Below are 18,515 nucleotides of genomic sequence, written 5' to 3'. Positions count from 1 at the left end.
GAGAGAAAGATGGGAAAAGCAACAGGATTTATGGATTATCCGAGAGAAAAACCAAAAGACCGGAATCCTCTCACTCGTTTAAACGACTGGAGAGAGTATACAGCTCCTTTCTCTGATGAAAAGTTAAGTACACAGGGAGCGCGGTGTATGGACTGCGCCACCCCTTTCTGCCATATGGGCATGGAATTGAACCGGGTCACAACGGGCTGTCCGATTCATAATCTGATTCCGGAGTGGAATGATTTGGTGTACCGCGGCAGATGGAAAGAAGCATTGGACCGTTTATCGAAAACAAATAATTTCCCTGAATTCACCGGGCGCGTCTGCCCGGCCCCTTGTGAAGGGTCTTGTACGGTGGCGATAAGCGATCCTGCCGTTACCATTAAGAACATTGAACGGACCATCATCGATAAAGGATTTGAAAATGGCTGGATCACGCCTCGCATCCCTGAAAGCAGGACCGGCAAGAAAATTGCCATCATCGGTTCAGGCCCGGCAGGATTGGCGAGTGCCGACCAGTTGAATCAAACAGGTCATTCGGTCACGGTTTATGAGCGTTCAGACCGTGCGGGCGGGCTGTTGACATACGGTATCCCGAACATGAAGCTTGAAAAAGATGTCGTTGAACGCCGGATCAAATTATTGACCCAGGAAGGCATCGACTTCATTACCAATACAGAAGTGGGCAAAGATATTTCAGCCGAAGAACTGCAAGATCAATATGATGCAGTCATCCTTTGCACAGGTGCCCAAAAGCAGCGTGACCTTGTAATTGAAGGCCGCGGGGCAGCAGGCATTCACCTTGCAATGGATTACTTGACGACTTCGACTAAAAGCCTGCTTGACTCCAATTTTGAAGACGGCAAGTTCATAGACACAAAGGGGAAAGACGTCATCGTCATCGGGGGCGGGGATACAGGAGCTGACTGTGTCGCAACTGCCCTTCGTCAGGAATGTAAGAGCGTCGTACAATTCGGGAAGCATCCAATCCTTCCGACGGCCCGTACATCCGATAATATGTGGCCAGCCTACCCGAATGTATTTTCCCTTGATTATGCATATGAGGAAGCGGAAGCGAAATTCGGTGCAGATCCGCGTCAATACTCAATCCAAACAAAGAAGATTGTAGCCGATGAAAATGGCAACGTTAAAGAATTGCACACAATCTCAATGGAAAAAATCAAAGGCGATGACGGAATGTACATTTTCAGGGAAGTTCCAGGAACTGAAAAAGTATGGCCTGCACAATTCGTATTCATCGCAATCGGATTTGAAGGAACGGAAATGCCGCTATTAACTCAATTTGGCGTAGAAACAATCAATCAAAAAATTGATGCCGTTTATGGCGATTACAGAACCAATGTCGAAGGGGTCTTCGCTGCCGGAGATGCAAGGAGAGGGCAAAGCCTCATCGTTTGGGCAATCAATGAAGGCCGTGAAGTAGCGCGAGAAGTAGACCGCTACTTGATGGGCGCATCGGTATTGCCTTAAAAGCAAAAAAAGGAAGTGCCATTATGGTGCTTCTTTATTTGTGTGGGGGTGTGGTACTCACGAGTAAAAGCCCCGAATTCACGAGTGAAAAGCCAAAACTCAAATAGTAACGAACTCAAAAATTATCAATAATGTAACGGGAAACAACACGCTTAGGAGATTCCTAAGCGTGTTATTTATTATTATTATTTAAAACTAGCTGGCAAGTATTGTTCACAGACGATGATATCATCGTCTTGTAGAACATAAGGATGTGTTTCCAACAATATGGTTTTGAGGTAGTCTGGCATCCTCTCACTTTTGTACGCACAAATTAATGGAAACGACAGCTGATTTACAGCTTCATCTACTGTTCTCTCAAATTCCTCTATGATGTGCAGCGGCTCTTCCAGGGTTGCCCATTCCACATGTGCCCATGATCGGAAGGAGATTTTATTTTCAACATAGGGCTGTACCATTTTATTAAAGTATTCTTCGATTGCAGGAGGATGATAACTGCCGCTTGAACAATAGAAATCGAAGTTGTTCACAAAATGAAGGAACTCCATTTGATCTTCCGTTAATCGAGTGCTCAGCTCTTTATGAATAATGGGGTAAATACGGTCATTTTCAACAAGAATGACATAATCCCCCGCTGCGATGCCATCTTGGATATACCTTAAAACCTGGTTGATGTAATTTTCCATTTCATTATAGGAATACAGCACATGAATGTTTTTTTGATCTTCAAACAACTGATTCATTTTGCTTTTCAATATATCATTCCTTCTTTCATGTATCGCTTCAATTATACTTGAATTCCATAGGCAGGACAAAATGAGAATTTTTTAACAAGGAAAAAAAGCAATCCTTCGCCAATGAAGGATTGCTTTTCCGTATTATTTCAGCCGCTCGATTAGGTCGGTCATTTTATCCAAATTGCTTATGTTTTGGTTGCATTTCATACTGTCCAGACAAATATAATTCCCTTTTTTAATGAAAGTACCTTGGACGGTTCCTTTTGTTTCAGACATGAAAATCCCTACTTCTTCAAAGCGGCTGCATATGGCACAGATCCCTTTTTTGTTGGCAGGTTTAATGGTTCCGTGCAATCCGGTGAGTTTATTATGATGGGGTGCAATGATGTATTTTTTTCCGGATCCGAGATCATCCCATCCCAAGTAGGTAATCTCTCTCAAATCGATGTTTTCCAGCAAAGGGGCTTTCAATTTCTTTGCTTTCGGAAATAATTTTTTTATCGTTTTTTCGGTTACTTCTTTAAATGGGATCACAAATGGCTTTACCTGTAAAAGAAAGGCTTCGGCATGGGCGGGATCCTTGATGGTATCCACTGGATCCAGCAGTTGTTTTTGCTCTTCGCTCAAGTCATTGAATAAGCCTAGTACTCGTTCTTTGGCGACTGTTTTCAGGGTGTTGATCACATCCTTATCGTTGGCAGTCGCGTGTCCATTTATGAGAATCTGCGTTTGGGATTTTACGAAGTTGTACTGCTCGCTCCTGATAAAAGGTTCCATTTTCTTCACTCCTGTTTCTGTTGCTCGATACTTGCCGTAGTGTACCGTTTCTCTTTACTTTACAGAAATGGCATCTGCTTTAAAAGGGGGAAAATGACTAAGAAACATACTCGGCATACGAATAGCACTGATATCATTATCAGTGCTACTCCTGCAATTCTATTTAGAATAAACGATTTTCTTGATGGTTTCCTCGGAGAGAAAATGTTCCTCGGCTAATTGGTGGACGGTATGCCCGTGTTTGAATGCATATTTTATAGAGGCATTTCGGTCATCGATCATTTCCCTTGATCCCGAACGGGTTCCCCATTTGTGATGTGCCTTTTCAGGTTTAGGGATATATATGGTTTCACCTTGCACATATTTTTGAATTTCAACGATCAGCTTTTCAGGCAAAACGGCCGTCGCTTTTACATATTTCATTTCTGCCAGCCCCTTATTCTTTTTTAAGAATGAAATAAGGTGCAAAGCCGAATATTAGAAATGATAAGGCGGGCGATTAAATTTAGCTTAATTCAACCCCATGCAAAGTATCGCCTCCAATACTAGGCTTTGCATGAGACGCTGCAGAAGGTGGCATTAACATTCGTATTGCCATCTTTACACCTCCCCTTTGTGTTCCTGAAGAACACGTATTGTTCTTATTATAAAATAGATAAGGGTGGTTGCCAAACTTTTTCCAATGTTAAAGCTGAATCGGCGGGCTGATTGTTTGATAATGTTCTGAGTCCATGAAATAATTTGAAAGGAAACCAAACTAACCATTATGGGAGCTGACTTTATGAAAGTATTCGTAGTTGGGGCAAATGGGCAGATCGGTAAACATCTTGTAGATTTATTAAAAGACAGCCCGGATCATAGTGTACGGGCAATGGTTCGCAAAGAGGAACAAAGTGAGCATTTAGAGAAAAAAGGAATTGAATCTTCAGTCGTCAGTTTAACTGGAACAGTGGATGAGATTGCGAATGCGGCAAAAGGCTGTGATGCCATCGTGTTTACTGCAGGGTCCGGAGGAAGCACCGGTGCTGATCAAACGCTGTTGATTGATCTGGATGGTGCAGTTAAAACGATTGAAGCGGCAGAAAGCTTGGGAATCGACCGATTCATTATGGTGAGTGCATTTCAGGCCAATAATCGCGAAAACTGGAATGAAGCGATCAAACCGTATTATGTGGCCAAGCACTATGCGGATAGGGCATTGCTACAAAGCAATTTAAATTATACGATCATTCGGCCTGGCGGTCTGGTGAATGAACCGGGAACGGGAAAAGTGACAGCCGCCGAGGAATTGGAAAGAGGTTCGATTGCCCGTGAAGATGTGGCTCGAACGATTCTTGCGTCATTGACTGAGGAAAATACCTACAAGCGTTCTTTTGATTTAATCTCTGGCGATATTGCAATCGCGGAAGCATTGAGGAAAATTTAACGAAAAAAGGAGGCGGAGCCACTCAGGCGGAGTGGGCTCTGCTTATTTAATTCCTTCAATATGCTTGATGACCTTCGCTGGGTTTCCACCGACAACAACGCCTTCAGGAACATCCTTTGTAACGACGGCACCTGAGGCGACGACGGAATGACTCCCTATTGTAACGCCAGGATTGATGATGGCCCTTCCGCCAATCCATACATGATCCCCGATCGTAACCGGCTTTCCGTATTCCACTCCAGAACTGCGTTCAAAGGGATCAAGCGGATGTGTGGCTGTATAGATATGCACTCCGGGAGCCAACATGCAATCCTTGCCAATTTTCACTTCACAAACATCCAAAATGACACAATCAAAATTAGCATAAAAGTTTTCCCCGACAGAAATGTTGTATCCATAGTCACAACGGAAAGTGGGTTCAATATATACATTTAGCCCAGAGGAACCTAAAAGCCGCTTCAGCAATGCACTCCGTTCATCCCCTTGACTTTCCGTAGTCTGATTGTATAACCGGGTCAGTTTTCTGGCATTTTCCCTGTCCCTGATTAATTCCGGATCAGCGGCCATGTAAGGTTTCCCGCTCACCATCTTTTCTTTTTCAGTATTCATGTGTACTCCTCCTGTTTCTTTTTTTATATAGTTTGGATAAATATCTGAATATTAAAACATTTTTTCTGCAAAATAAATTGCAGTACTTTTTACTCAACTTTTCTGTTGAATCTAAATGCCTCTCTCGTTTTCTTGAAAAGAAGTAAGAAAAGAAAGATTTTTCCGAATAATGAATGAAATAGCTTTGACAAACGTTCCGCCGGATTTTATAGTAAGGAGAGTTATGGATGATTCATAGTTTCATGAAGGTCCATTTTAACAGATAAGTAGAATGGTTCGAAGTTCATGTCACTTTTTTTACCGGAAATAGATGGACAACTCTTTTCTTCGTTAAGATAATCACAAAACAATGGAGGGCTCTATATGTCACAGAAAGCACCGATGTCTTTTGTCATTGTAACAGGATTAATGCTTTTTGCTTTATTTTTTGGTGCAGGAAACTTAATTTTTCCTGCCATGCTCGGTCAATCCGCGGGGACCAATTTATGGTCGGCCAGTTTAGGATTCATCATTACTGGTGTTGGACTGCCATTCATTACAATATTGGCCTTTGGTTTTTCGGGGAAAAATGATGTTCAATCGCTTGCAAGCAGGGCACACCCGTTATTCGGCATCATTTTCACAGTCGTTCTTTATTTATCTTTGGGACCGCTTTTCGCGCTTCCCAGAACGGGAAGTGTATCCTACGAAATAGGGATTAAACCTTTCCTATCTAATGATGTCGGCTTTTTACCATTGCTGATATTCACCATCATATACTTTGGAATTGCCTGTTTGTTATCCATCAATCCATCAAAAATGCTCGATATCGTCGGAAAAATATTAACTCCTTTATTATTGATTTTCATCGGGATTCTCATTGTGGTCGCCATTATTAACCCAATGGGTGAAATCCAGTCGCCATCGGCTGATTATTCAGATAATTCTTTCTTCAAGGGGTTTAAAGAAGGCTATTTGACCATGGATACGCTGGCTGGATTTGCATTTGGGATCATCGTCATCAACGCGTTCAAAGATAGAGGGATAACATCAAGAAAAGAAGTGTTGGGCTACTGTCTGAAAGCCGGCTTAATAGCTGCCACCTTGTTGGTGATCGTTTATGCGTCCATAACTTATGTGGGGGCAACAAGTGTGGAAAAACTCGGTCAACTGGGGAATGGCGGAGACGTTTTGGCTCAAGCCTCGAATCATTTTTTTGGACCGGCTGGTGCCGTGTTGTTAGGGTTGATTGTAATCGCTGCTTGCCTGACGACAAGCATCGGTTTGATAACCGCTTGTGCTACGTATTTTAATAAATTACTGCCTGCCGTATCGTATAAATCATATGTCGTCATCTTCTCCGTTTTCAGTGCGGCTGTTGCCAATGTAGGTTTGACCAAGCTCATTTCCATTACAGTCCCTGTGTTAACGGCGCTTTATCCCGTGGCGATCGTTTTGATCGTTCTTACGTTCTTCCATTCCTTATTCAAAGGGAAATCGGAGGTATATTTAGGAAGCTTATTATTAACGGCCATCATAAGCATTATGGATGGAATAGTGGCATCAGGCATTAAAATGGATGCCGTGTCGAACCTTTTCACTCAATACCTTCCACTATATAGTGTAGGGGTGGGATGGGTGATCCCTGCCATCATCGGCGGTGTATTGGGCTATATGGTTTACCTTATGAAAGGTGACCCTAAAGAAGCCTATTAAGGGATATCATTCACTTTCATCGAATCTTGAAAGGAGCTGTCTTGATGACAGCTCCTTAGTTTGTCTACAAAAGTGAGTAGGCACCTCGAACCATGATTTTAAAACAGGACTGAATTACATGTTTTTTACTATAACCCTTATTGGATATAAGAGATTTGCGACACTCCTGCCGAATATCTGGCTAGCCGAGACTTCACAGGCGCCTGCTTTGATGTGGCTGGCAGACAGTCGAAAGGGAGCGGATTTCTGAAAGAAAAAATGCAGGGCAAACTCGCTTTACTCCGGTCAGGGAGCTGTCTTGATGACAGCTCCTTTTCTTAGTGTTTGTTTTTAATGGGAAAGAGCCTTAAAATGTTCAGAAAGGGGTGTAGGAACATAATGATCAATCGATTACCAATAGAAATAGCAAATATATTACAAGCAAGCAAAAAGAATCCTGCTCAATTTGAGGAATTGATCAGGAGCGGCGGATATTTGCCTCCCGATATGGAGTTGATGGTGGATGCCATCACGGCCTTAAGCATGGGGAAGAATATCCTTTTGAAGGGTCCTACAGGGGCTGGAAAGACAAAGTTTGCCGAGACATTATCGAATTTATTCAACCAGCCGATGTTCAGTGTCAACTGCTCAGTCGACTTGGATGCCGAGAGCTTACTGGGCTTCAAGACGTTGGCTTACAAAGAGGAAAAACAGGTGATAGAATTCATACCTGGACCTGTGACCAATTCGATGAATCACGGTCACTTCCTATATATAGATGAAATCAACATGGCAAAACCGGAAACTCTGCCGCTTATCAATGGTGTGCTTGATTACAGAAGGACGATAACGAATCCGTTCACGAATGAAGTCATAACGGCAAAAGAAGGCTTTAATGTGATTGCTGCAATCAACGAAGGGTATGTCGGTACAGTGCCGCTGAATGAAGCGTTAAAAAATAGGTTTGTCGTAATTGAAGTTCCTTATATCGAAGGGGAGCAGCTAAAGCGATTGATAGAAACCAATACAAAGTTGAAGGACCCAAGAAGTATTGAATTGTTCGTTAAACTGTCGAGTGATTTGATAAATGCCGTGAATCAAGGGAAAGTGGCTGAAGATGCGGCATCGATCAGGGCTTTGCTTGATGCTTGCGATCTGAGTGTGTTGATCCCGCCGAAACGGGCGATTCTTCGTTCCATTGTGGATAAGTTGGACGAGGAACGGGAGCGTGAGTTTGTAAAGAACTTGGCTGACACATTATTCTAACTAGGAGAATGCCACATGAAGTATATCCGGTTCAATGATTCAATAATAGATACGGCTCTTTTTTTACAGCTGCAGGATCTCTCGACTGTTTTATCTGGCATTCCTGAGCTGGAATTCGAATACAATTATGGCTCCTTCATTGATCTGGTCGAAAATAAGGTCACAGCCAGCCATTTTTGGGAAAATGGCAATAAGGAAGTGAAGGAAGCGGGACTGAAAACGGACGTGCTCCTTAGAACGATAGGTACGCTGCATCATACCACAATACAGAGTATGAAAGAGTATCAGGACATCATCGGGGAAAGTTCGCTGCCGAAGTTTGCAGCCCAATTATTCGCTTTACTGGAAGATTTAAGATTGGAAGAATTGGTGAAGAAAGAAAGGCCAGGCACGAAAAAATGGTTTTCGGTAAGGGGAGCTTACCTTAAACAATATTTTGAAAGCCAGTTGGCGACGAATGTCACAAGAAGTTTTGCACTGGATGAATTATACTGCCTCATCTATTTACTGCTTCAATCTGACAGGCCGGATCCGATTTTTCCAAGGGCCAATCTAAGGCAGCTTGAAGAACTGGAGAAACTCAAACCATTCATCCATTCTGTCTTTGAAGCCACTAAAACCAGTGATATCACGAGGATTTGCGAGCAAATCGTTTTCCGTGTGAACGATGGATACGAGGATACGATGAATGAGTATTTCATCTTCCCCATTGCAAATGTGGAAAAGTATAAATCAAATACCTTATTTGATGAACTGACAAGAAATGATGAACTGTTGAACGATGATACAGAAGATGCAGACGAAGATAAAAGTGAGTTCATTGATGAAAAATTCTCGACTTGGCACCGGGAGAATAAGAACGGCGAGAGTAATTCGACATTTCTTCAATTTGAATTGGAGCAGGGAACGAAAACAAGTCTGATGGGCGGCGGTGCCCGGGAAGCGGAAGATGCCGACCAAGCACTGGCTTCGATCCAGGGTTCATCAGGGGAAAGTCAGCAAAAGGAATACAATCAGCAGGAAACGCTGGAGAAGAAACAAACCAATATGGGCAAAAGCGGTGAACATCCATTTGGTGAAGAAAATAAAGACGTCGTCCAAGTGATCAAGGAAGCAAAAATTCCAACACTAACGGAAGAGAAGCGCTACCGTGAGTTTGTTGCGGATATCGAACCGTTTAAGAGAAAACTCTCCAGTACAATTGAAAAAACACTGGAAAATAAAAAGAACGCACCAAGAAAAGATTTGGTTTTTGGCCGTTTATCGAAGAAATTACTGCCGCTTGTATTTGAAGAGAATCCACGGGTTTTTTATAAAAAGAACCAGGATTCAAATGAAATGGATGCCATATTCACATTGCTTATCGACTGCTCGGCTTCGATGCATAACAAGATGGATGAAACGAAAAGGGGGGTGGTCCTGTTTCATGAAGTGCTGAAGAAATTAAGGATCCCCCACTCGATCGTGGGATTTTGGGAAGATGCAAATGAAGTGAGAGAAGGATATCAGCCAAACTACTTCCATGTGATTCAATCCCATTCCGATTCTCTTTATCTAAACTCAGGAGCTAAAATCATGCAGCTTGAGCCAGAGGAAGACAACCGGGACGGATACAGTATCAGGGTTGCCGCAATGGAATTGGAAAAAAGACGCGAAAAAAACCGTTTCTTGCTCGTGTTTTCCGATGGTGAGCCGGCAGCTGCCGATTATGATCAAAATGGCATTGTCGATACACATCTTGCTGTTTCAGAAGCCAGGAAAAAAGGCATAGAAGTCATCGGCCTGTTTTTAGCCGATGGAGGCATCGAGGAAAGTGAAGAAATGACGATGAAAAACATTTATGGCAAAGAACGCTTAATGATTCCAAGCGTAGCAGAATTGCCAGAGCAATTTACACCGCTGTTAAAAAAGCTGCTGCTGAAGACCATATGAGAAACGAAGTTCCCCCACTCGTCATTTAAAACAAGCAAATGCATTTGATTAGAATATTAGTAAAAAACGCAATAGGATTCAATGGATCTTACTGCGTTTTTTTGTTTGTCATGGCAGTTATTTGCAATAAGTGAATATATTGAAGGGGAATTGAAAAAATGAATGCGATTCTTTTGGCGGGATTAGGGTAAACCATAAATGAGGAAGTGATCGTTTTGATGAATTTACTTTTTATGTTGCTTTATCTTATAATCATTATTCTTGTTATTGAAATATCGGTTACCTTGATGAAATTGACCGGATTAAAAAGCACAGTGGCAAGATTTCAGGTTATCTCCATGCTGACGGGTACTGGTTTTACAACTGACGAGTCAAAATCCATTATTGATCATCCCGTTCGAAGGAAAATAAGCATGTTCTTGATTTTATTTGGTGCTTTCTCACTTGCTGTCATCATTTCATCGATTAGTACATTGCTTACAGATGATCTACGCTTGATGGAGTTAAGCATCATTATAGGGATACTGGTGGTACTGGTCGTATTAGTGAAAGCTCCTTTCCTGAATAATAGATTATCGAATAAGATGAAAAGTGAAATGTACAATCATTATGAATTATGGGAACACCCGATAGAAGAGGTCCTATTTTTAGAAGAGGAAGACGTGGTCATGGAGATCGATATTTATGAGGATTCCGAATTCATCAATGTCAAAGCATTTGATGTCATTTCAGATGGAGCCGACATCAATATTTTATTTATTGAAAGCGGAGAAGTGAAGATCAGGAAAGAGTTATATGAGTATGAAATTAAATTAGGGGATAACCTCTTTTTATATGGAAATAAAAAAGAGATAGAAGAAACATTTTCTAAAGAAATCGAAGAGATGAAGAAGAAAAAAAGTGCATCGGAGTGAAAGGAATCCCAGCCTGAAATTTAAGGCTGGGATTTTTTGAAGAAGGGCTTCATTAATGTTTTTTATTCGGTAATTTCTGAGCGGGATTCCCATTGCCTTGACGGCGCATATTGCCTTCTTCCTTTTTCTGCTGCTCTTGAATGCTTTCAACAAACTCCTTTGAACTTTTCATGAAAAGTACCTCCTTCGTTAGTTTCTTTTTTACTATAACCAGAACAGGCAGAATTCATGAGTAAGCAAGGGATCTGGCTACCTTGCAAAAAGTAAAGGTAGTAATATATGGACTTAATTCCACAAGTGATAAGAATGTGGATCAATAATTTAAATATCGTTATCTATGTTAGAATACATCACATTAGAATATTTTGAATATTGACAAAAATAGGGTGGGTATCTATAATAATCAATAATAATATCCATGAATAAACGTTTATTGGAGTTTTGCCTATGGAACGGACAATGACTGTCCGCGATTTATGTGAGGTGCATACTCATTTACTGGACAGTGATATTCAAATTCTTGAAAATCTATCAACGAATTTATCGTTGATAGCCAATTTGAATAAAGCGAATGTATTTATTGATTGTCCGGTGCGTGAAGGAAAGCATGCCATTGTCGTCGCAGAGGCATGCGGGCATTCCGTGAATTCGGTTTATGATTATCCGGTTGTCGGGAAATTTGCCTACGAGGCTTTCGAACCGGCCGTATTTTATGTATTGCGTACCGGAAAGGACATGTTCGTGAATCGGGCATTGACTCAAGAGGGAGCAATGGTCCAGCAAAGTGTCGTTCCCATCAAGGGGGAATCCAATCGGGTCATCGCCGTTTTGATCATGGAAAAGGTGATAGACGAAGAACCTGAAGCTTCAAATCAGTTTGATAGGCAAGATCAACAGAATTCCTTAGTTCCTGAATTTATCGAGGAGTCCATTTTCCTGATAAATAATCAAAATCGACTTGTTTATACGAATCCTTCTGCCATTAACTTAGTATCGGAAATATGCATGACGGAATGTGTCTTAGGGGTATCCATTTTCGAATATTTTCCTGACTTTGCCGAAGTTCTTGCTTCAAAAGAGGACATTCTAATGAAGGAAATGAACATTGGTAAAAAGATTTTCCAAATAAAGAAATTCCATTTGGGCAATAAGAATTCCAATGAAACGTTCTTCATCATCCGGGACCTGACTGAACTGCGGGATAAAGAGAGAGAGCTGATTAGCAAATCAGTAGCCATTCGTGAAATTCATCATAGGGTGAAGAATAATTTGCAGACAGTGGCCAGTTTACTTCGGCTGCAAATGAGGATAGGGGCCCCAGAAGAAATCAAGCCCCATTTATTGGTCAGCCTGAACCGGGTGTTAAGCATCTCGACGGTTTACGAAATCATTTTGGCAAGCAGTAAGGTCGACCATGTGGATCTTCTGGAGCTTATTAGGAAAATAGGCGATATGATTGTTCATACGGAGGATCAAGCTCGTCAAAGCCTAAGCATTGAATATAGTGGTGGTGAGTTTCATTCCATAGATTCCGACATTGGCATTTCTGTCGCGCTGGTGGTGAATGAGCTCATTCATAATTGTGTGAAGCATGCATTCAAGGAAGGGACGGAAGGGAAGATTACCGTATGCTTGCAAAAGGATGGTCCTGAATTGGAAATTCAAGTTAGAGATGATGGCATTGGATATTCACCTGCATTGAAACCAACTTTAGGGCTGGATATCATCCGCATGACGGTGGAAAATGATTTGGATGGGGAGTTTTTGATTCATCGGATTAAAGAAGGTACCCTGGCTTCTGTAAGATTTCCATACAAGAGGTAGGTGGGAGAAGTGGTCAAGAGGATTTTGGTCGTGGAGGATGAATCGATACTTCTGCTTGATATAACGATCATGCTCAAGGATGCAGGCTTCGATGTGGTTGGACATGCCAATAATGGCGAGAAGGCGATTGAATTGGCACATGCATTACAGCCGGATCTTGTTTTGATGGATATCAAAATGCCAAAAATGAATGGGCTTAAGGCTAGCGATGTGATATCCAATACCTTTCAGATACCGGTCCTGATTTTAACCGCATTCAGCCAGCGAGAATATATCGACGAGGCGAAGCGGGCGAATATCGTCGGTTATCTTGTAAAGCCGATTACGGAGGCGAATTTGATTCCGGCAGTGGAGATAGCTTTGCTGCAAGCAGCCAATACAAAGAAGTATCAGGAACGAAATGCTCAATTGGATGAAACGCTCACAAATCGTAAAGTCATTGAAAAGGCAAAAGGAATCATCATGAAAAGGAAGAATGTAACAGAAGAAATCGCTTACAATAAGCTGAGAAGGTTAAGCATGGATAAGCAGCTTTCCATGGAGACGGTGGCACGACGAATCATTGCAAATGATCAAAAACAAGTAAATAGATAAAGCAATGGCGCTTTGATGGACCAAATTGGTTGTAGGCAGGCATTTCTGCCGAAAAACCTGAGTTTGGGCTATAAGAGGCGTCTTTTTTATACCCTTTTTTAAAGTCTATAGGCCAAATCAAATCCGAATTCAGGGGGAATATGTATGGAGATGGTAGGTAAATTCGTTATTTATATCATTATGGTGTGTGCCGTTGTCGGTGCTATTGCATCGATTAAAGACAGTGAGCAGGGCTTGGGGAAACAGTTCATGGAAGGTTTGCATACCGTTGGCCATATATTTATCCCGGCAGCTGGTATCATGGCTTCGATTCCTTATTTATCTTGGTTCATCGATACAGTATGCGGCCCGATTTTCGCTGCGATCGGTGCAGATCCTGCCCTCGCCGCAACAACGATTTTGGCAACGGATATGGGGGGTTACCAATTAGCTGCCGAGCTGCAGGAATCATATGAAGGCTGGATCATGGCGATGATTGTCGGCTTTATGTCTGGGGCAACGATTGTATTCTCTATTCCAATGGGACTTGCGATGCTGGAGAAGCGTGATCATAAATACATGGCACTTGGTGTCATGTCAGGAATCCTGACGATTCCGATTGGCGCTTTTATCTCAAGCGTGCTTGTGGTGGCAACGAATTCGAAGATCCGCGAAGTGATTTCAACAAATGCGGATTCTACTTACGAATTCGCGTTGAGCTATTTGAAAATTGCCCTGAATCTTTCCCCTCTTCTTATTTTTGTCGTCTTGCTGGCGTTAGGTCTATATTTCCTGCCCGATTTGATGATCAAAGGTTTCATGTGGTTTGGAAAAATATTGGATGCCGCGATAAAACTTGTACTCGTGTTTTCAATCGTGGAAATTTTCACCGGACTGTTTTCCAATGTATTTGGTGCTTGGGGTTTCCATCCGATCATGGCCGATAAGGCAGACCAGTTTCGTGCCCTGGAAACGGCCGGGTATATCGGGATCATGCTGGCAGGTGCTTTTCCAATGATTTACCTGATTCAAAAATATGCAGGCAAGCCTTTGGAAGCGATGGGCGGGAAAATCGGATTGAGCAAAGCTGGAAGTGCAGGGATATTAGCCACGGTAGCCAATATATTAGCAATGTTCAAGCTTGTTAAAGAAATGCCGCCGAAGGATAAGGTCATAAACATTTCCTTCGCTGTGTGTGCAGCCTTCCTATTAGGCGATCATTTATCATTTACCGCCAACTTTCAGCCCTCCCTGATATTACCGATCATTGTCGGAAAGCTATCTGCCGGAGCGATTGGAATCGGTCTTGCTTACTGGCTGTCCGTTCCGAAAGCTTTGGAATTAGAAGAAAAGGATCGTGCTGCAGGGGTTATCGGCATAAATGAATATAAAACGAAAAGCGAGGAAGAAAACAGCAACGAAATCCAAGTGGTGTAAAACTGGGGTGTGATTTTAATGTATGAACACGTGGAACGAATCATCAGTGCAGGAATTGATATTGGCACCAGTACGACGAAACTTGTTATCAGCGAGCTTTCGCTTAGGAATGTGGCGGGGGGCGGACAGGTGCCAAAAATCGAAATTACCGATAAGGAAGTGCTATATCGAAGTCCCATTTTCAGGACCCCGCTTGTATCCGAAACGGTAATTGATATACCTGCTGTTCATAGAATGGTGGAAAGTGAATACAAAAATGCGGGAATCACGTTCGATAACATACAAACAGGGGCTGTCATCATCACTGGGGAAACGGCAACCAAACAAAATGCAGAAGAAATGGTATACCGGTTATCTAAAGCGGCGGGGGAATTCCTTGTAGCGGCAGCCGGCCCGGATTTGGAGGGAATCATTGCCGCCAAGGGGTCCGGCGCCTATCAACATTCCATCAAGACAAGAAAGACTGTAGCGAACATAGACATTGGCGGGGGAACGGCGAATATTGCCGTATACCGTTCTGGCATGCTTTGCGGAACTTGCACACTGCATATAGGAGGCCGTTTGGTGGAGTGGGAGGGGGCAAAGGTTAAGGTTGCTTCTTCAATAGGAAAATGGCTGAAATCAAAGGGGCTCTCTCCTTTGAATGGTGATGGGGCAATCATCGCAAATGAAATGGCAAAGGCCCTTTCGAGGTTTTTGGCTGGTTCATTCACAAAAGAAGATGAACTTCTTTTAGTGGGGAAGGAGCCATCATGGGAAGGACGAATCGATGTGTTGATGTTCTCGGGTGGTGTCAGTGATTGCATTTATCATCAAGAACGGGAGGACAAAAGCTTCCGGGACATCGGCATGATGCTTGCGGCCTCTATTAAGGAAAATGGAGAATTGGCTGGCTGGGAGTGGGAACAGCCCGTTGAAACGGTTCGGGCGACTGTTCTTGGAGCAGGCGCACATACAACTGAAATCAGCGGAGCAACCATCGAGGTGAATGATTCTCATCTGCCAGTTCGTAATATCCCAGTCTATCGGGTCGATTTTCATGGCGGGCTTGATGATGTAACCGCGAAAATGGCACAAGCTGTTCAGGATGCGATCACAATATACGACGCTTTAAAGGAGGGGCTTAATTTTGCCTTTTATGTAACGAATTTACCTTATCAATCATTTCGGGACATTCACCGGCTCGCAGTCGCTTTTACCGAGGCTTTGATGCAAAAACCGAATCGGCAGCAGCCTCTGATCATTGTCATGGATAGTGATTATGGGAAGGCACTTGGTCAAACCATTCTAGCGAACCAACCGGATCTGCCGGTCATCTGCATTGATCAGACAGAAGTGGAACATGGTGATTATTTGGATATAGGAAGGCTGCTGCGGACAGGGGTCGTTCCGGTTGTAGTAAAAACACTAACCTTTCACAGTTAGGAAAAGGAGGATTATACGATGAAATTATCCACTCAATACTTTGGGGAAATCCATCAATTCAAATCGTTGAAGGAAGTACTGGCCAAAGCGAATGAAGAGAAATCAGGAGATAGGCTTGCGGGAATTGCAGCAGATTCCGTCCAAGAACGGATTGCGGCGAAAGCGGTGCTTAGCGAATTGACTTTGGCTGACATCAGGAACTATCCCCTGCTCTCCCCGGAAGAGGATGAGGTGTCGCGGATCATAGATGGTCTCATCAATGGAACCATCTATCAATCCGTGAAGAACTGGAGCGTTGCCGAGCTGCGTGAATATATTTTGAGTGACGAAACGACCGGCGAGGATTTAAAGCGATTAAGCAGGGGATTGAATAGTGAAATGATTGCTGCGGCAGCCAAGTTAATGTCGAACCTCGACCTTATCCATGCAGCCAATAAAATCGAAGTGCTCACCAAGAATAATAGCACGATCGGATACAAAGGAACGCTTGCTTCGCGCCTTCAGCCTAACCACCCGACCGACAATGTGGATGGCATGCTGGCTTCTTTAAAAGAAGGTCTCTCCTATGGAGTCGGGGATGCACTCATTGGAATCAACCCTGTCGATGATTCGGTCGAAAGCGTAAAGCGGCTGCTTCATGCTACACAGGATGTCATCCAGAAGTGGAACATCCCGACCCAAAATTGTGTGCTTGCGCATGTGACCACGCAAATGAAGGCCGTACAGCAGGGGGCGCCTGCTGATATGATCTTTCAAAGCATCGCCGGTACGGAAACGGCCAATCGCTCTTTTGGAATTAACGTACAATTGCTCGAAGAAGCTAATGAGATCGCGAAGGCCTATGGGACCGGCACAGGCCCGCAGCATCTTTATTTTGAAACGGGGCAAGGCTCCGAGTTATCGGCTGAAGCTCATTTCGGAATCGATCAGGTGACGCTCGAAGCCAGAAACTATGGATTTGCCCGCTATTTTGATCCGTACATTGTCAATACGGTCGTCGGATTCATCGGACCTGAATATCTATATAACAGCAAGCAGGTCATCCGAGCCGGGTTAGAAGACCATTTCATGGGAAAAATGCATGGACTGCCGATGGGTGTGGATATTTGCTATACAAATCATATGAAGGCGGATCAAAATGATATTGAAGACTTGGGTGTTCTTTTAACGGCGGCTGGTGTGAATTTCATCATCGCAACTCCGATGGGGGATGACTGCATGTTAAACTATCAGTCTTTGAGTTACCACGATATAGCGACTTTGAGGCAAACGATGGATAAGCGGCCTGCCCCATTATATGAAGCTTGGCTGGAGAAGATGGAGATTATGGAGAATGGAAAATTAACGAAGCGTGCCGGTGATCCAACTATATTTAACAATTAGGAGTGGATGATATGGGGATGAATAAGGAAGATTTGGATGCCTTGATGGCAAAAACCCCTGCGCGAATAGGTATAGGCAGGTCAGGGACCCGGCCGAAAACGGATTCTTGGCTGAAATTCCGTTTTGACCATGCGGCGGCCGTCGATGCTGTATATGGTGAAGTCAGTGATATTCTTTTGAAACGCTTGGATTTATTCAAGGTGAAAACGAAGGCCGATGATAAGGAAGTCTATTTACGGCGGCCGGATTATGGCAGAAAGCTTTCGGATGAAGCAAAGCGGGTGATAGAAGCTAAATGCAAAAAGGCTCCAACAGTTCAAATCATCATTTCCGATGGCTTAAGTGCCAAGGCGATCGAAGAAAATGTGGAGGACGTCTATTTATCTTTCAAACAATCTTTGGTGGTGGCAGGTCTGGATACGGGTACACCTTTTTATATTGAAAAGGGCCGGGTTGCCGTGATGGATGATATCGGTGAAATCCTTGGTCCTGAGGTCATTGTTCTGTTGATTGGTGAACGGCCTGGTCTAGTCAGTGCTGAATCATTGAGCGCTTATATTTGCTATAAGCCACGTTTGGGCACCATTGAAGCAGAAAGGATGGTCATTTCCAACATTCATAAAGGAGGGATTCCCCCGGTTGAAGCTGGAGCACATCTTGGCACGGTCATTCAAAAGATCCTCAAATACCAAGCGAGCGGCATGTCCCTCGTGAAAAAGGAACATGAAGAAGAAAAGCGTGAAAAACTCGGTTGAAAAAAAGTGGAGGAGCGAATCACTTCTCTTAGTTTGCAGGCAAAAGGGGGTTCGGGATGGTCTCACTCCGGACGATGATTGAGAATGGATCGTTGATTTCTTCTCCAGGTACTCGCTTTCCGCGGGTGGTCCGGGAGCCTCTCATCTCGAGCCATGATTTTAAAACAAGACTAGATTATTATAAATGTTTTTTACTGTGAATCTTATTGGATGGAAGAAATATGCGACACTCCTGCCGGATAACTGGCTCGCCGAGACCCCACAGGCGCTTGCTTTGAGGAGGCCTGGCAGA

Annotated in this window: 17 protein-coding genes and 1 pseudogene; 13 read left to right on the top strand and 5 right to left on the bottom strand. The window is 43.2% G+C overall.

The window, feature by feature from the left end; translation table 11 throughout:
* Positions 1-9 precede the first annotated feature (9 nt).
* Positions 10-1,491: a glutamate synthase small subunit gene (gene gltD, locus MPH60_RS24410; protein WP_241594213.1), complete on the top strand. Its 1,482-nt coding sequence runs from the start codon at positions 10-12 to the stop codon at positions 1,489-1,491.
* 185 nt (positions 1,492-1,676) lie between these two features.
* Here the strand turns inward: gltD and MPH60_RS24405 are convergent, their stop codons facing one another.
* The 3 genes from MPH60_RS24405 to MPH60_RS24395 all read right to left on the bottom strand — a co-directional run bounded on the left by MPH60_RS24405 (position 1,677) and on the right by MPH60_RS24395 (position 3,428).
* Positions 1,677-2,246, bottom strand: a complete 570-nt coding sequence (locus tag MPH60_RS24405; protein WP_241594214.1) for an MEDS domain-containing protein — start codon at positions 2,244-2,246, stop codon at positions 1,677-1,679.
* Positions 2,247-2,369: 123 nt separating this feature from the next.
* Positions 2,370-3,005 carry a FusB/FusC family EF-G-binding protein gene (locus MPH60_RS24400; protein ID WP_241594215.1) on the bottom strand — a complete coding sequence of 212 codons (636 nt, stop codon included), beginning with the start codon at positions 3,003-3,005 and terminating at the stop codon, positions 2,370-2,372.
* Positions 3,006-3,164: 159 nt separating this feature from the next.
* On the bottom strand, positions 3,165-3,428 hold the full coding sequence (locus MPH60_RS24395) for a CD3324 family protein (RefSeq protein WP_241594216.1): 264 nt from the start codon (positions 3,426-3,428) through the stop codon (positions 3,165-3,167).
* Between the two features lie 358 nt (positions 3,429-3,786).
* On the opposite strand from MPH60_RS24395, the gene MPH60_RS24390 reads away from it, so the two are divergent.
* Positions 3,787-4,431 (top strand): SDR family oxidoreductase, encoded by a 645-nt coding sequence (locus tag MPH60_RS24390; RefSeq protein ID WP_241594217.1) that lies wholly within the window; start codon positions 3,787-3,789, stop codon positions 4,429-4,431.
* A 42-nt stretch (positions 4,432-4,473) separates the two neighbouring features.
* On the opposite strand, the gene MPH60_RS24385 is transcribed toward MPH60_RS24390, so the two are convergent.
* The gene (locus tag MPH60_RS24385) at positions 4,474-5,040 is read right to left on the bottom strand and encodes a sugar O-acetyltransferase (protein ID WP_241594218.1); all 567 of its coding nucleotides are present in this window, start codon (positions 5,038-5,040) and stop codon (positions 4,474-4,476) included.
* Positions 5,041-5,403: 363 nt separating this feature from the next.
* Between MPH60_RS24385 and brnQ the strand changes: the two genes are divergently transcribed.
* The 5 genes from brnQ to MPH60_RS24365 all read left to right on the top strand — a co-directional run bounded on the left by brnQ (position 5,404) and on the right by MPH60_RS24365 (position 10,826).
* Positions 5,404-6,735: a branched-chain amino acid transport system II carrier protein gene (brnQ, locus tag MPH60_RS24380; RefSeq protein WP_241594219.1), complete on the top strand. Its 1,332-nt coding sequence runs from the start codon at positions 5,404-5,406 to the stop codon at positions 6,733-6,735.
* A gap of 118 nt (positions 6,736-6,853) precedes the next feature.
* A complete protein-coding gene (locus tag MPH60_RS27850; RefSeq protein ID WP_272492881.1) occupies positions 6,854-6,985 on the top strand; it encodes a hypothetical protein in 132 nt (43 codons plus the stop codon).
* Between the two features lie 128 nt (positions 6,986-7,113).
* A complete protein-coding gene (locus MPH60_RS24375; RefSeq protein ID WP_241594220.1) occupies positions 7,114-7,980 on the top strand; it encodes an ATP-binding protein in 867 nt (288 codons plus the stop codon).
* A gap of 15 nt (positions 7,981-7,995) precedes the next feature.
* On the top strand, positions 7,996-9,912 hold the full coding sequence (locus tag MPH60_RS24370; protein WP_241594221.1) for a vWA domain-containing protein: 1,917 nt from the start codon (positions 7,996-7,998) through the stop codon (positions 9,910-9,912).
* A 218-nt stretch (positions 9,913-10,130) separates the two neighbouring features.
* On the top strand, positions 10,131-10,826 hold the full coding sequence (locus MPH60_RS24365) for a hypothetical protein (protein ID WP_241594229.1): 696 nt from the start codon (positions 10,131-10,133) through the stop codon (positions 10,824-10,826).
* A 52-nt stretch (positions 10,827-10,878) separates the two neighbouring features.
* On the opposite strand, the gene MPH60_RS24360 is transcribed toward MPH60_RS24365, so the two are convergent.
* The gene (locus tag MPH60_RS24360; RefSeq protein ID WP_048686276.1) at positions 10,879-10,998 is read right to left on the bottom strand and encodes a DUF4023 family protein; all 120 of its coding nucleotides are present in this window, start codon (positions 10,996-10,998) and stop codon (positions 10,879-10,881) included.
* Positions 10,999-11,273: 275 nt separating this feature from the next.
* Here MPH60_RS24360 and MPH60_RS24355 point away from each other — a divergent pair, with 275 nt between their 5' ends.
* The 6 genes and pseudogenes from MPH60_RS24355 to eutC all read left to right on the top strand — a co-directional run.
* Positions 11,274-12,650 carry a sensor histidine kinase gene (locus MPH60_RS24355; RefSeq protein ID WP_241594222.1) on the top strand — a complete coding sequence of 459 codons (1,377 nt, stop codon included), beginning with the start codon at positions 11,274-11,276 and terminating at the stop codon, positions 12,648-12,650.
* A gap of 9 nt (positions 12,651-12,659) precedes the next feature.
* Positions 12,660-13,244 carry an ANTAR domain-containing response regulator gene (locus MPH60_RS24350; RefSeq protein ID WP_241594223.1) on the top strand — a complete coding sequence of 195 codons (585 nt, stop codon included), beginning with the start codon at positions 12,660-12,662 and terminating at the stop codon, positions 13,242-13,244.
* Positions 13,245-13,388: 144 nt separating this feature from the next.
* A complete protein-coding gene (gene eutH, locus MPH60_RS24345) occupies positions 13,389-14,660 on the top strand; it encodes an ethanolamine utilization protein EutH (protein WP_241594224.1) in 1,272 nt (423 codons plus the stop codon).
* 18 nt (positions 14,661-14,678) lie between these two features.
* Positions 14,679-16,085, top strand: coding sequence for an ethanolamine ammonia-lyase reactivating factor EutA (locus tag MPH60_RS24340; RefSeq protein WP_241594225.1), 1,407 nt, complete (start codon positions 14,679-14,681; stop codon positions 16,083-16,085).
* Positions 16,086-16,103: 18 nt separating this feature from the next.
* The gene (locus MPH60_RS24335; protein ID WP_241615873.1) at positions 16,104-17,468 is read left to right on the top strand and encodes an ethanolamine ammonia-lyase subunit EutB; all 1,365 of its coding nucleotides are present in this window, start codon (positions 16,104-16,106) and stop codon (positions 17,466-17,468) included.
* 29 nt (positions 17,469-17,497) lie between these two features.
* A pseudogene (gene eutC, locus MPH60_RS24330) lies at positions 17,498-18,223 on the top strand (ethanolamine ammonia-lyase subunit EutC); the annotation flags it as partial.
* Between the last annotated feature and the right edge of the window lie 292 nt (positions 18,224-18,515).

The sequence above is a fragment of the Peribacillus sp. Aquil_B1 genome (genome assembly GCF_022603275.1).
Classification (GTDB): Bacteria; Bacillota; Bacilli; order Bacillales; family DSM-1321; genus Peribacillus.
The sequence above is the reverse complement of the archived record's forward strand: the minus strand, read 5'-3'. Positions and strand labels throughout refer to the sequence as shown.

Bases quoted from the DNA above. Each gene is read 5' to 3' on its own strand.
- gltD (WP_241594213.1), top strand. From the start codon at position 10: ATGGGAAAAGCAACAGGATTTATGGATTATCCGAGAGAAAAACCAAAA.
- MPH60_RS24400 (WP_241594215.1), bottom strand. From the start codon at position 3,005: ATGGAACCTTTTATCAGGAGCGAGCAGTACAACTTCGTAAAATCCCAA.
- MPH60_RS24395 (WP_241594216.1), bottom strand. From the start codon at position 3,428: ATGAAATATGTAAAAGCGACGGCCGTTTTGCCTGAAAAGCTGATCGTT.
- MPH60_RS24390 (WP_241594217.1), top strand. From the start codon at position 3,787: ATGAAAGTATTCGTAGTTGGGGCAAATGGGCAGATCGGTAAACATCTT.
- MPH60_RS24385 (WP_241594218.1), bottom strand. From the start codon at position 5,040: ATGAATACTGAAAAAGAAAAGATGGTGAGCGGGAAACCTTACATGGCC.
- brnQ (WP_241594219.1), top strand. From the start codon at position 5,404: ATGTCACAGAAAGCACCGATGTCTTTTGTCATTGTAACAGGATTAATG.
- MPH60_RS27850 (WP_272492881.1), top strand. From the start codon at position 6,854: ATGTTTTTTACTATAACCCTTATTGGATATAAGAGATTTGCGACACTC.
- MPH60_RS24375 (WP_241594220.1), top strand. From the start codon at position 7,114: ATGATCAATCGATTACCAATAGAAATAGCAAATATATTACAAGCAAGC.
- MPH60_RS24370 (WP_241594221.1), top strand. From the start codon at position 7,996: ATGAAGTATATCCGGTTCAATGATTCAATAATAGATACGGCTCTTTTT.
- MPH60_RS24365 (WP_241594229.1), top strand. From the start codon at position 10,131: ATGAATTTACTTTTTATGTTGCTTTATCTTATAATCATTATTCTTGTT.
- MPH60_RS24360 (WP_048686276.1), bottom strand. From the start codon at position 10,998: ATGAAAAGTTCAAAGGAGTTTGTTGAAAGCATTCAAGAGCAGCAGAAA.
- MPH60_RS24355 (WP_241594222.1), top strand. From the start codon at position 11,274: ATGGAACGGACAATGACTGTCCGCGATTTATGTGAGGTGCATACTCAT.
- eutH (WP_241594224.1), top strand. From the start codon at position 13,389: ATGGAGATGGTAGGTAAATTCGTTATTTATATCATTATGGTGTGTGCC.
- MPH60_RS24340 (WP_241594225.1), top strand. From the start codon at position 14,679: ATGTATGAACACGTGGAACGAATCATCAGTGCAGGAATTGATATTGGC.
- MPH60_RS24335 (WP_241615873.1), top strand. From the start codon at position 16,104: ATGAAATTATCCACTCAATACTTTGGGGAAATCCATCAATTCAAATCG.